The 11,818-nt window shown below is 73.7% G+C and carries 12 protein-coding genes; 6 read left to right on the forward strand and 6 right to left on the reverse strand.

Annotation, left to right across the window (positions count from 1 at the left end; genetic code table 11):
- Window positions 1–95: 95 nt before the first annotated feature.
- A complete protein-coding gene (locus AD017_RS27665) occupies window positions 96–647 on the reverse strand; it encodes a MarR family winged helix-turn-helix transcriptional regulator (protein ID WP_168172293.1) in 552 nt (183 codons plus the stop codon).
- Window positions 648–915: 268 nt separating this feature from the next.
- Between AD017_RS27665 and asnB the strand changes: the two genes are divergently transcribed.
- Entirely contained in the window at window positions 916–2,787 is a 1,872-nt protein-coding gene (asnB, locus tag AD017_RS27670; RefSeq protein WP_060576078.1) for an asparagine synthase (glutamine-hydrolyzing), read from the forward strand.
- A gap of 92 nt (window positions 2,788–2,879) precedes the next feature.
- Complete coding sequence (locus AD017_RS27675; RefSeq protein ID WP_060576079.1) at window positions 2,880–3,710, forward strand: DUF427 domain-containing protein; 831 nt, start codon at window positions 2,880–2,882, stop codon at window positions 3,708–3,710.
- A 3-nt stretch (window positions 3,711–3,713) separates the two neighbouring features.
- Here the strand turns inward: AD017_RS27675 and AD017_RS27680 are convergent, their stop codons facing one another.
- Window positions 3,714–4,202, reverse strand: coding sequence for a MarR family winged helix-turn-helix transcriptional regulator (locus AD017_RS27680; RefSeq protein WP_010240708.1), 489 nt, complete (start codon window positions 4,200–4,202; stop codon window positions 3,714–3,716).
- Between the two features lie 86 nt (window positions 4,203–4,288).
- Between AD017_RS27680 and AD017_RS27685 the strand changes: the two genes are divergently transcribed.
- A complete protein-coding gene (locus AD017_RS27685; RefSeq protein WP_060576080.1) occupies window positions 4,289–5,410 on the forward strand; it encodes a M20/M25/M40 family metallo-hydrolase in 1,122 nt (373 codons plus the stop codon).
- Here AD017_RS27685 and coaA read toward each other — a convergent pair.
- Together coaA and AD017_RS27695 are read right to left on the reverse strand one after the other, a co-directional pair.
- Window positions 5,382–6,353 (reverse strand): type I pantothenate kinase, encoded by a 972-nt coding sequence (gene coaA, locus AD017_RS27690; protein WP_010240706.1) that lies wholly within the window; start codon window positions 6,351–6,353, stop codon window positions 5,382–5,384. The two genes, AD017_RS27685 and coaA, sit on opposite strands and share 29 nt — an antisense overlap.
- Window positions 6,350–7,108 (reverse strand): SDR family oxidoreductase, encoded by a 759-nt coding sequence (locus AD017_RS27695; RefSeq protein WP_227012614.1) that lies wholly within the window; start codon window positions 7,106–7,108, stop codon window positions 6,350–6,352. Before AD017_RS27695 ends, coaA begins: the two co-directional genes overlap by 4 nt.
- Before the next feature lie 147 nt (window positions 7,109–7,255).
- Between AD017_RS27695 and AD017_RS27700 the strand changes: the two genes are divergently transcribed.
- The 3 genes from AD017_RS27700 to AD017_RS27710 all read left to right on the forward strand — a co-directional run bounded on the left by AD017_RS27700 (window position 7,256) and on the right by AD017_RS27710 (window position 10,603).
- On the forward strand, window positions 7,256–8,581 hold the full coding sequence (locus AD017_RS27700) for a hemolysin family protein (protein WP_060576081.1): 1,326 nt from the start codon (window positions 7,256–7,258) through the stop codon (window positions 8,579–8,581).
- On the forward strand, window positions 8,578–9,633 hold the full coding sequence (locus tag AD017_RS27705; RefSeq protein WP_060576082.1) for a hemolysin family protein: 1,056 nt from the start codon (window positions 8,578–8,580) through the stop codon (window positions 9,631–9,633). Before AD017_RS27700 ends, AD017_RS27705 begins: the two co-directional genes overlap by 4 nt.
- Window positions 9,634–9,799: 166 nt before the next feature.
- Entirely contained in the window at window positions 9,800–10,603 is an 804-nt protein-coding gene (locus tag AD017_RS27710) for a hypothetical protein (RefSeq protein ID WP_060576657.1), read from the forward strand.
- Between the two features lie 56 nt (window positions 10,604–10,659).
- On the opposite strand, the gene AD017_RS27715 is transcribed toward AD017_RS27710, so the two are convergent.
- The gene (locus tag AD017_RS27715) at window positions 10,660–10,866 is read right to left on the reverse strand and encodes a hypothetical protein (protein WP_010232679.1); all 207 of its coding nucleotides are present in this window, start codon (window positions 10,864–10,866) and stop codon (window positions 10,660–10,662) included.
- Between the two features lie 125 nt (window positions 10,867–10,991).
- On the reverse strand, window positions 10,992–11,813 hold the full coding sequence (locus tag AD017_RS27720; RefSeq protein WP_060576083.1) for an NAD(P)-dependent oxidoreductase: 822 nt from the start codon (window positions 11,811–11,813) through the stop codon (window positions 10,992–10,994).
- Window positions 11,814–11,818: the final 5 nt, after the last annotated feature.

Raw genomic sequence — 11,818 nt, forward strand, 5'->3', positions numbered from 1 at the left:
CCGGGCTCCCCCACTATGGCATCACCCGGGTGGCGGGCCGTGGCGCGCATCGGGTCCCGCCGCCGTCGTCGCCGGGCGGGTGGACCGGGGCGGGATCAGCGCAGGAACAGGTCCAGGTCGGTGTTGAACCGGTCCAGCAGCCCGGCCAGCCCGTCCCGGTCGGCCTGCGGCCAGTGCGCGATGACCTCCCGCAGCGGCGCCAGCCGGGCCGCGCGGACCTCCTCGCGGGCGGCCTCGCCGGCCGGGGTCAGTGCGACGCTCACCGAACGCGGGTCGCGCTCGTGCGGGGACACGTCGACCAGGCCGGCCCGGGACAGCCGGGAGACCTGGCGGCTCGCGGTGGGCTTGCTGACACCGAGCTTGCCGGTGAGGGCGGTCAGCGAGAGGGCGCCCTCGTCGTCGAGCAGCATGAGGACGGGGTACGTGTAGCGGTCGACGGCGTCGTTCGCGCCGTAGCCGTGCGCCCACACGGACTCCATGGTGCGACGCACCAGCAGGGTGATCTGCTTCTCCAGGGACTCCAGCGACGCCTCGGCGGCACCCGTGCTCGCCGGGCGCAGCGCGCCCTCCAGGTCGTCGCGTTCGGCCGTGGCGACCCCGCCGCCGGCCACGTCACCGTCAATCGGGCCAATCGGACTTTCGGTCATGTTTCGCATGGTACACACGTTGCGGACCGCAACATTCGGCATCGCAATCACGTAAGCCGATCGAAAGGTTGGCAGCTCCGGGCACCGGCACGCTGGGCCGTCCGAGTGTGACGGGGACCGCTCCACGACGTCGTCGCAGGTCATTGCACCGGGGAACGGACACCACGGGATCTTCCGTGTTACGCCGGTGTTGCGCGCCGCAATGATTAGCGTTGCAATCGATGTGTTGGATCTTGTTCCGGTTTCATCAGAAGTGAGGAGCGCGCCCGTGTGCGGAATCTGCGGCTGGATCGACTACCGGCACGACCTGGGTGCGGACGAGCACGTCCGCACCCTCGCCGCCATGAACGACACGATGGCCTGCCGCGGACCGGACCAGCAGGGCGTCTGGGCGCAGGGGCCGGCCGCGCTCTGTCACCGGCGCCTCGCCGTCATCGACATCGAGGGCGGCCGCCAGCCGATGAGCCTCGACGAGGGTGACGCCCCCGGGCTGCACATCGTCTACTCCGGCGAGACCTACAACTTCCGGGAGCTGCGCGAGGAGCTCGCCGCCGCCGGGCACCGGTTCCGCACGTCCAGCGACACCGAGGTCGTGCTCCGCGCCCACCGCGAGTGGGGACGGCGGGACCCGTCCGCCGTCGCGCGCCGGCTGAACGGGATGTTCGCCTACGCGCTCTGGGACTCCGGCACCCAGGAGCTCGTGCTGGTCCGCGACCGGCTCGGCATCAAGCCGCTCTACTACTACCCCACCCCGCACGGGGTGCTGTTCGGCTCCGAGCCGAAGGCGATCCTGGCCAACGCCGAGGCCGACCGGACCGTCGACGCCGACGGCCTGCGCCGCGCGCTGGCGTTCGTCTCCGACCCGTCGAACGCCGTGTTCCGCGGCATGCGGGAGGTGCCGCCCGGCTGCGTCGTCCGGATCGGCCGTGACGGGTACCGGGAGGAGCGCTACTGGCAGCTCACCGACACCGGTCACGCCGACGACGTCGACACCACCGTCGGGAACGTCCGGGAGCTGCTCGAGGACACCGCGCTGCGCCAGCTCTACGCCGACGTCCCGCTGTGCACGCTGCTCTCCGGCGGACTCGACTCGTCGGCGCTGACCGCGCTGGCCGCGAAGCACGTCGACGGCACCGTCCGCTCGTTCGCCGTCGACTTCGCCGGCTACGCCGAGAACTTCGTCGCCGACGACGCCCGCGGGACGCCCGACACGCCCTTCGTGCACGAGGTCGCCGAGTTCGTCGGCACCGACCACCGCGACATCGTCCTGCAGACCGAGGACATGATGGACCCGGCGGTGCGCCGGGCCGCGCTGCACGCGCGCGACCTGCCCGCCGGCATCGGCGACATGGACTCCTCGCTGTACCTGCTGTTCTCCGCGATCCGGAAGGAGTCGACGGTCGCGCTCTCCGGGGAGTCCGCCGACGAGGTGTTCGGCGGGTACCGCGACTTCCACGACCCGGAGACCGTCGCCGCCGACACCTTCCCCTGGCTGGCCGGCCGGATGATGAACCAGGACCACCACGATCCCGGCCTGTTCGACCGCAGCCTGTGGAACACGCTCGACGTGCCCGGCTACGTCGAGGACCAGTACCGGACGGCGCTCTCGGAGGTCCCGGAGCTCACCGGGAAGGCGGCGGACGATCCGCACGAGCGCCGGATGCGCGAGATCTGCTACCTCTACCTCACCCGGTGGCTGCCCGTGCTCCTCGACCGCAAGGACCGGATGAGCATGGCGGTCGGGCTCGAGGTGCGGGTGCCGTTCTGCGACCACCGCCTCGTCGAGTACGTGTTCGGCACGCCGTGGTCGCAGAAGACCTTCGACGGCCGCGAGAAGTCGCTGCTGCGGCACGCGACGAAGGACCTGCTGCCCGAGTCCGTCGTGCAGCGGGTGAAGAGCCCCTACCCCTCCACCCAGGACGCCGGGTACGAGAAGTCGCTGCGCGACCAGGTCTCGTCGATCCTCTCCGAGGGTGACGACGCCCCCGTCGCGCCGCTGGTGGACCGTGCGGCGGTGCAGCGGCGGCTGGACTCTGCGGCGACCCACGAGCAGAACTCGATGGGCAGCCGGATGCAGCTGGAGCGCATCATCGACCTGAACACCTGGATCCGCGACTACGACATCGACCTGGCGGTGTAGCCCCGCGCACCTCCGCTGGCCCGGCCCGGGGAGCTCTGGTTCGGTGGAACCGGACCACCGCTCCCTGAGTCGAGCTCCGGAGGAGGGCACCCGTGGGACTCACCCGCACCGACGGCCCGCTGTCGTCGTACGCACCGGCGACGGTGAACTACGCGATCGACGGCCCGCCGCACAAACTGCTGATGCACCCGTTCCCGCGCCGGGTCCGGGCCGAGGTCGCCGGCCGGACCGTGCTCGACACCCGGCGCGGGTACCTGGTGCACGAGTCGAACCTGCTCCCGGTGCTCTACGTGCCCGAGGACGACGTCGACACCTCCGTGCTGGTCCCGAGCGACCACACCACGCACTGCCCGTTCAAGGGCGACGCGACCTACCGCTCGCTGCGGGTCGGCGACACGGTCCGGGAGAACGCCGTCTGGACCTACCCGGAACCGGTCGCCGCTGCCCCGTGGCTGCACGGGCTGGTCGCCCTGTACTGGAACGCGGCCGACGCCTGGTACGACGAGGACGAGCAGGTCTTCGCCCACCTCACCGACCCCTACACCCGGGTCGACGTGCGTCCCACGCACCGCCACGTCGTCGTCACGCACGTCGCGCCGGACGGCCTGACGACGGTGCTCGCCGAGTCCCACGCGCCGTTCGTGCTGTCCGAGACGGGGCTGCGCAACCGCTGGTACCTGCCGGCCGGGGACGTGACGGTCGAGCTGGCGCCCTCGGAGACCCGCACGCGGTGCCCGTACAAGGGCGAGGCGGCCTACCGCGACGCCCTGCTGCCACCCGCGACCACGCTGGCCGACGCGTTCTGGGTCTATCCCGACCCGCTGCCCGAGTCGGCCCGGATCGCCGGGCTGCTCAGCGTCACCGACGGCCCCCGTGACGACGGGTCCGAGATCAGGGTGACGGTCGACGGCGAGCCGGCCTGACCCCTACTCCTCGTCGTCGCAGACGATGAGCGCCTCGAGCGCCGGCAGGGCCGCCTCCAGGGCGGCCCGCTGGTCGGCGTCGAGGCGGTCGAGCCGCCGCGCGATGAGGGCGGTGCGCTCGTTGCGGACCTCCCGCAGCTTCGCGCGGCCCTCGTCGCTCACCGAGACGAGCACGCCGCGCGCGTCGCCGGGATCGGGTGCCCGCCGGACCATGCCCTGGTCGTCGAGGGCGGACAGGACCCGCGACATCGTCGGTGCCGTCACGCCCTCCCGGCGGGCGAGCTCGGAGAGCCGCAACGGGCCGTCCTTCTCCACCGTGACCAGTGCGGAGAGCTGCAACGGCGGCAGCGACTCGGTGCCGTCGATACGGATCCGCCGGTTCAGCCGGCCGACGGCCAGCCGCAGCCGGGACGCGACCTCGTCGTCCGGGGTCTCGAACCTGCTGCTCACCGCCGCAGCGCCGGAGTTGCCGGCGCCGGAGTTCCCACCCATCCGGACATGGTGCCAAACAATCCATGAGCAATGGCATCGGCCCCGTCACGTGTCACAGTCGGTGTTCCCGCGAACGGAGGTTCCCCGTGCCCGATCCCGTCGATCTCGCCGGCCGCCTGGTGGCCCTGGACACCCGCGGCGGCGGCGAGCGCGCCGCCGCCGACCTGCTGGCCGACCTCCTCGACGACGGCGGTTTCGACGTCCGTCTGCACGAGCCGGAGCCGGGCCGCGCGAACCTCGTCGCCCGCCGCGGCGCGGGCCGACCGCCGACGACGCTCACCGGGCACCTCGACACCGTCCCCGCCGACCCGGCGGGCTGGTCGTTCGACCCGCACGCCGGCGACGTCGTCGACGGCAGGCTGCGCGGCCGCGGCAGCACCGACATGAAGGCCGGTGTCGCCGCGATCACCGTCGCGGCGCTGCGCAGCGCCCCGGACGTCCCGTTGCAGCTGGTGTTCACCTTCGGCGAGGAGACCGGCTGCGACGGTGCCCGCACGCTCGACGGCCTGGAACCGTCGCCGCTTCTGGTGGTCGCGGAGCCGACGTCGAACCGGGTCCTGCACGGCCACAAGGGCGTGCTGTGGCTGCGCCTGCGGCAGGCCGGGGTGAGCGCCCACGGCTCCCGGCCGGAGCTGGGCGAGAACGCGCTGGTGGCGCTCGGCCGGGTGGCGGCGGCGGTGCACGACCACGGCGCCGGCGCGGGCTGGCCGGTCAGCGACACCCACGGGGCGGTCACCTGCAATCCCGGCGTGCTGCGCGCGGGCAGCCAGCCCAATCTCGTCCCGGACCGGGCGGAGCTGGAGCTCGACCTGCGGCTGGTCCCCGGGTTCGACGCCGGCACCGCCCGCGACGCCGTCGCCGCGCTGGCCCGGGACGCGCTCGCCGCGGCCCCCGTCCGGCCGGGCACCGCGCCGGAGATCGACGTCCTGATCGACCTCCCCGCGGTCGCCACCGACCCGGCCGATCCCCGGGCGGCCGCGGTCGCGGAGCGGCTCGGGCACAGCGGCGCGCCGGAGTTCGCGTCCTACTTCACCGACGCCTCGGTGCTCGCCGGGACGCTGGGCGGGCCCGGCGGCGACTGCGCCGTGCTCGTGTACGGCCCCGGCGACCCGGCACTCGCCCACGTCACCGACGAGACCTGCTCCGCGGCGAACGTCGTCGCCTGCACCGACGCCCTGGTCAGAGCTTGCGCAGCCGGATCCGCTTGACGTCGTGCCCGGCGCCCTTGGTCAGCACGAGGCTGGCCCGCGACCGGGTCGGCAGGATGTTCTGCTCCAGGTTGGGCGCGTTGATCGACGCCCAGATCGTCTCGGCCCGGGCGACCGCGGCGTCGTGGTCGAGCTCGGCGTAGCGCCGGAAGAACGACTGCGGGTCCCGGAAGGCGGTCTCCCGCAGCCGCAGGAACCGTTCCACGTACCAGCGCCGCACGTCGGCGGTGGCGGCGTCGACGTAGACCGAGAAGTCGATGAAGTCCGACACGGTCAGCGCACCCGCCACCGCGGGCTGCAGCACGTTCAGGCCCTCGATGATCAGGATGTCCGGGCTGCGGACGACCAGCTCCTCGTCCGGGACGATGTCGTAGGTCAGGTGCGAGTACACCGGGGCCGTGACCTCGGGCCGGCCCCCCTTGATCTCCGAGACGAACCGGAGCAGCTTGCGCCGGTCGTAGGACTCCGGGAAGCCCTTGCGCTCCATCAGCCCGCGCCGGTCCAGCTCGGCGGTCGGGTAGAGGAACCCGTCGGTGGTGACCAGCTGCACGTTGGGGTGCTCGGGCGAGCGGGCGAGCAGCAGGCGCAGCAGGCGGGCCGTCGTCGACTTCCCGACGGCCACCGACCCCGCGACCCCGATGACGAACGGGGTGCGGGCGCCGCCCGCCCCCAGGAACCGGCGGTAGGCCCGGTAGAGCCGGCCACCCTCCTCGACGTGCAGGTTGAGCAGCCGCGACAGCGGCAGGTAGACCTCGCGGACCTCGTCGAGGTCGACGAAGTCGCCGAAGCTGCGCAGCTGGTCCAGCTCCTCCGCCGACAGCGGCACCCGGGTCGACGACGCCAGCTGGGCCCACGACGCCCGGTCGAAGTCGACGAACGGCGACGCGCTGCCCTTGGCCAGCCCCGATGGCCTGCGGCCCCCGTAGTGTGCGGCGGCCGTCACTGCGTCACCGAGGTCAGCGCGTACTCGACGACCTGGGCGGGGCTCGCGAGCACGTGCACGATCCCGTCGGCGACGACGGCCGGGTCCAGCCCGACCGTGGCCAGCCGCTCGGTGTAGCGGTCCCGGAGCGCACCGTCGGACCACCCGTCGACGATCCCGGTGCGGACGAAACCCGGCGAGACCGTGGTCACCCGCACCCCGCGCGGCGCCAGCTCCGCCCGCAGGCCCTCGGTGACGGCGTGCACCGCGTGCTTGGACGCCGCGTACACCGCCCCGGCAGGGTTCGGCACCCGCCGTCCCGACATCGACGAGACGCAGACGACGGCCGGCTCGGTGCCCCGCTCCAGGTGCTCCGCCGCGGCCCGGGTCACGACGAGCAGCGCGACCACGTTGAGCCCGAACATCCGCCGCCACTGGTCCGGGGTGCTCGGCTCGTCGCCGAGCACCGGGCCGCCGTGGAAGACGCCCGCGGCGTTCACCACGGCGTCGAGACCGCCGAACGCGTCCGCGGCGGTGTGCACGGCCGCGGCCGCCGCGGCGTCGTCGGTGAGGTCGGCGGGCACGGCGACCGCGCCGGGCAGCTCCGCGGCCAGCTCGGCGAGCCGCTCCCCCCGGCGGGCCACCAGCGCGACCCGCGCCCCGCGGGCCGTCAGCGCCCGGGCGGTCGACTCACCGATCCCGGCCGAGGCACCGGTCACGAGGACCCGGCGTGCGGACAGGGGTTCGCGGGCCGGAGGCGGCATCGCCGTGGTCATGGCAGACCAACCTAGACCCCGCACGGGCCCGGCAGACCGTGAGATCACTCGCAGTGCCCGCCGCGCAGGTACCTCCGGACCGTCGTATCGTCGTGCACCGTTTCCCCGTGTCCGCTGCCCGTCGTCGCGATCCAGGAGCACACACCGGTGACCGTCCTGCTCTCCCTGCTGGGCCTCGTCGCGGTGGCCGCCCTGACCCTGGGCACCGCGGTCTCGGTCGCCTCGGAGTTCTCCCTCACGGCACTCGAGCGCAGCCGGATCGACGCCGCCGTCGCCGCGAGCGGTGACCGGCGGACGCGGTCCGTGCAGCGCGCCCACGGGACGCTGTCCTTCCAGCTCTCGGGCTGCCAGCTCGGCATCACCGTCACCACGCTCGCCACCGGCTACATCGCCGAGCCCGCGATCGCCGAGCTCCTCCGCCCGCCGCTGGAGCTGACCGGGCTGCCCACGTCCTGGGCGTCGGGCGTCGCGACGGTCCTCTCGCTGGTCGTCGCGACCGCGCTGTCGATGGTGTTCGGCGAGCTGGTGCCGAAGAACCTCGCGATCGCGAACCCGCTGGGCGTCGCCCGGGCCGTCGTGTGGCTGCAGGCGGGGTTCGCGTGGACCTTCCGCTGGCTGATCACCGGCCTCAACGGGGCCGCGAACGCGATCGTGCGACGGCTGGGCGTCGAGCCGGCCGAGGAGCTCCGCTCGGCCCGCTCTCCCGGCGAGCTGAGCTCCCTGGTGCGGGCCAGCGCCGAGAGCGGCAGCATCGACGCCGGCACCGCGGCGCTGCTGGACCGGTCGCTGCGGTTCACCGACCGGGTCGCCGAGGACCTGATGACGCCGCGGGTGCGGGTGGAGACGATCGACGCGACCGACACGGTGGCCGACCTCGTCGCGCTGGCCCGGCGCTCCGGGTTCTCCCGGTTCCCGGTGATCGACGGCGACCCGGACACACCGCTCGGGCTGGTGCACGTCAAGCAGGCGTTCGGCGTCCCGGCCGGGGAGCGCGCGGGCACCCCGGTCCGCGAGCTGGCGCGGCCGGTGGTGACGGTGCCGTCGTCGCTGGACGGCGACGAGCTGATGACCCGGCTCCGGGCGGCCGGGCTGCAGACCGCCGTCGTCGTCGACGAGTACGGCGGCACGGCGGGTCTGGTGACCATGGAGGACCTGCTCGAGGAGATCGTCGGCGACGTCCGCGACGAGCACGACCGGGACGAGCAGAACCGGGTACGGCGGCTCGGTGACGGCGTGTGGGCGCTGTCCGGGCTGATGCGGTCCGACGAGGTGGACGAGGCGACCGGGTTCCGGATGCCGCGCGGCGAGTACGAGACCCTGGCCGGACTGGTGATGGCCGAGCTGGGCCGGATCCCCGACGTGGGCGACGACCTCGTCGTCGACGGCTGGGGGCTGACGGTGCTGCGCCGGGACCGCAACCGGGTGGCGGAGGTCCGGCTGTCCCGGACGGTGGAGCAGGGGGTGCCCGCATGAGCTCGGGAGACGTGCTGGCCCTGGTCGCGGCGGTCGCGCTGCTCGGCGCGAACGCGTTCTTCGTCGCCGCCGAGTTCGCGCTGATCTCGGCCCGCAAGGACCGCCTGGAGGCGATGGCCGAGAACGGCTCCACCGGGGCCCGCACGGTGCTCGACGCCTCGCACGACCTGTCGCGGATGCTCGCCGCCTCCCAGCTGGGCATCACGATCGCCTCGCTGCTGCTGGGGCGCCTCGGCGAGCCCGCCGTGGCGCACCTGATCGACGGCCCGCTGGGCGCCGTCGGCGTCCCGCAGGCGCTGGCGTACCCGATCGCCTTCGTGGTGTCGCTGATGGTGGTCGTCGTCGCGCACATGTTGCTCGGCGAGATGGTGCCGAAGAACATCTCGATCGCCGGGCCGGAACGCGCGGCGATCATGCTGGTCCCGCCGTTCCTGGTGTGGACCTCGATCGCGCGGCCCTTCATCGACCTGTTCAACCACATGGCGAACGGGACCCTGCGGCTGCTCGGCGTGACCCCGAAGGACGAGCTGGAGACGGCCTTCACCCCCGGCGAGCTGTCCGAGATGATGGACGACTCGCGCCGCGAGGGCCTGCTCGACGACGAGGAGTCGTCCCGGATCGCCCGCACGCTGTCCTCGGCGGAGGCGACCGTCGCCGACGTCGTCGTCGCGGTGGACGACCTGGTGTGCCTGGACAGCTCCCCGACCGTCGACGCGCTCACCGCGGCGGTCGAGCGCACCGGGTTCTCCCGGTTCCCGATCCGCGGTGCCCGCGGCGGGCTGACCGGATACCTGCACGTCAAGGACGTCCTGGACCTCGCCGACACGGGCTCGGCCGCGGTGCCGCCGCAGCGCGTCCGCAGCCTGCCGTCGGTGCCGGTCACGGCCCGCCTCGACGAGGCGCTCGCGTCCCTGCGGACGGCGCGGGCGCACCTGGCGCGGGCCGTGGACGCGCGCGGCGACACCGTCGGCGTCGTGACCATGGAGGACGTGACGGAGGCGTTCGTCGGGACCGTGCGGGACGCGACGCACACCCCCGGCGCACCGGCCTGAGCCGGGCGCGGCCCGGGGCCGTGCCGGTCGCCGCGCGGGACGTACCGTCGCAGGCGTGACCACCGACGCCGCCCGCCACGGCACGGGCGCCCCCGCCGGACGCGGGACCGGCGCGCAGCTCGACGCCGGCTCCTGGCGGGCCCGCGCTCAGGCGCACCGCGACCGGGTGTCGGCCTGGACGACGCCGCACCGCGAGCGCCGTCGGCGTCGCGAGCCGCACCCGGTGTGGGACTTCCTGTTCACCTACTACTCGCACCGGCCCGCGCTGCTGGAGCGCTGGGACCCGGGTGCCGGCGTCGTCCTGGCCGACGGCGGGGAGTTCCTGGACCGGCCCGGCTACGTCCGGGTCCCCGGCGGCGGGGTCGCGTTCGATCCCGCGGCCGCGCCGGAGCGGCTGCGGACCACGGCCGGGTTCGTGCACCGGCTGCTCACCGCGACCCGCTCCCGGCCGCCACGCCTGGGCTGCTTCGGCCTGCACGAGTGGGCGATGGTCTACCGGACCGACCGGCCCCGGCACGGCGCCACGGTGCCGCTGCGGCTGGGCCCGGAGGGGACCGACGACGTCGTCGAGTCGATGCGGATCGGCTGCACCCACTACGACGCGTACCGGTTCTTCACCGGTCCCGCGGCGCCCCGCAACACCCTCACCCCGACCCGGGAGACCCAGGTCGAGCTGGAGCAGCCGGGCTGCCTGCACGCCACGATGGATCTCTACAAGTGGGCGTACAAGCTGGCCCCCGCGGTGCCGTCGGAGCTGGTGGCGGACTGTTTCGAGCTGGCCGCGGACGTCCGTGAGCTCGACATGCGGGCGAGCCCGTACGACCTGGCGGACCACGGGTTCTCCCCCGTGCGGATCGAGACACCCGAGGGCCGCGCCGACTACGCACGCGCCCAGTCCGCCTTCGCCGGCCGCGCCGCCCCGCTCCGCGACCGCCTGATCGACGTGGCAGGGACCCTGCTCGACCCCTGATCACGGATCGGGAAGGGATCCGGCCACATCCGGCCGGATCCCTTCCGATGCCGTGATCACCCGGTCGCGCTCCCGACGAGCTCGTCCAGGACGCCGTCACGGGCCGAGGCGACCAGGTCGGAGAACTGGTCGACGCTCATCTGCACCCGCTGCCCGAAGTCGTCGGTGATCACGATCCGCTTGTCCGGCGCGGCCGCCTCGTCGACGTAGAGCTCGGGGCAGCCGCAGTTGCAGCTGCCGCAGAAGGTGGCGATGTGACGCACGCGGCGCTCCTCTTCCTCGCATCGGCGGTCGCGGGCGGATGCCCGCGCCGTCGTGGTGGTCGCCCGCCCGGCCCGGGCGGTTCCCGTGATCACCCGGACGGGTCAACCGGTCACGGCCCGCCCGATCAGGCCCGCTCGACGAAGAAGTCGAGGTCCGGCTCGTCGCCCCCGCCGTAGCGGGACAGGTCGGAGACGCCGTGCGCGGCGAGCACCTCGTCGTCGACGAAGGTCCGGCCGGTCGGCCGCGCGTCGTCGGTGAGCAGGGCGACGGCCGCGTCGGCCATGATCTCGGGGCTGCGGGCCCGGTTCCCGGCCTCGTCGCCGCCCAGCAGGTTGACGACCGCCGCGGTGGCGATCGTGGTGCGCGGCCACAGGCAGTTCGCGCGGATGCCGTCGGCGGCGAACTCGTGCGCCCAGCCCAGCGTCAGCAGCGACATCCCGTACTTCGACAGCATGTAGGGCGGGAACTCGCCCAGCCACCTCGGGTCCAGGTTGATCGGCGGGGACAGGGTGAGCACCTGCGCGTCACCGGACTTCCGCAGCTGCGGCAGCGCGGCCCTGGTCAGCAGGTACGTCCCGCGCGAGTTGATCGACTGCATGAGGTCGTAGCGCTTGGGGGTGACGTCCTCGGTGCCCTGGGTGTTGAGCGCGCTCGCGTTGTTCACGACGACGTCGACGCCGCCGAAGGTGTCGACCGCGGCCTGCACGGCGCGCTCCACGTCCTCCTCCACCCGGACGTCACCGACCACCGCGACCGCCCGGCCGCCGGCCTGCTCGATCTCGGCGACGGCCGTGTGCACGGTGCCGGGCAGCCGCGGGTCCGGCCGGTCGGTCTTGGCGAGGATCACCGCGTTCGCCCCGCGCCGCGCGGCGGCGGTGAGGATGGCGAGCCCGATGCCGCGGCTGCCTCCCGACATCATGATGGTGCGGCCCTGCAGATCGGTCATGGGGT

This window comes from Pseudonocardia sp. EC080619-01, from assembly GCF_001420995.1.
Taxonomy (GTDB): domain Bacteria; phylum Actinomycetota; class Actinomycetes; order Mycobacteriales; family Pseudonocardiaceae; genus Pseudonocardia.

What these genes read in the sequence shown, in the direction of transcription:
- AD017_RS27665 (WP_168172293.1), bottom strand. Translation starts at nt 647, where the DNA reads ATGACCGAAAGTCCGATTGGCCCGATTGACGGTGACGTGGCCGGCGGC.
- AD017_RS27680 (WP_010240708.1), bottom strand. Translation starts at nt 4,202, where the DNA reads ATGGGTGGGAACTCCGGCGCCGGCAACTCCGGCGCTGCGGCGGTGAGC.
- AD017_RS27695 (WP_227012614.1), bottom strand. Translation starts at nt 7,108, where the DNA reads ATGACCACGGCGATGCCGCCTCCGGCCCGCGAACCCCTGTCCGCACGC.
- AD017_RS27705 (WP_060576082.1), top strand. Translation starts at nt 8,578, where the DNA reads ATGAGCTCGGGAGACGTGCTGGCCCTGGTCGCGGCGGTCGCGCTGCTC.
- AD017_RS27720 (WP_060576083.1), bottom strand. Translation starts at nt 11,813, where the DNA reads ATGACCGATCTGCAGGGCCGCACCATCATGATGTCGGGAGGCAGCCGC.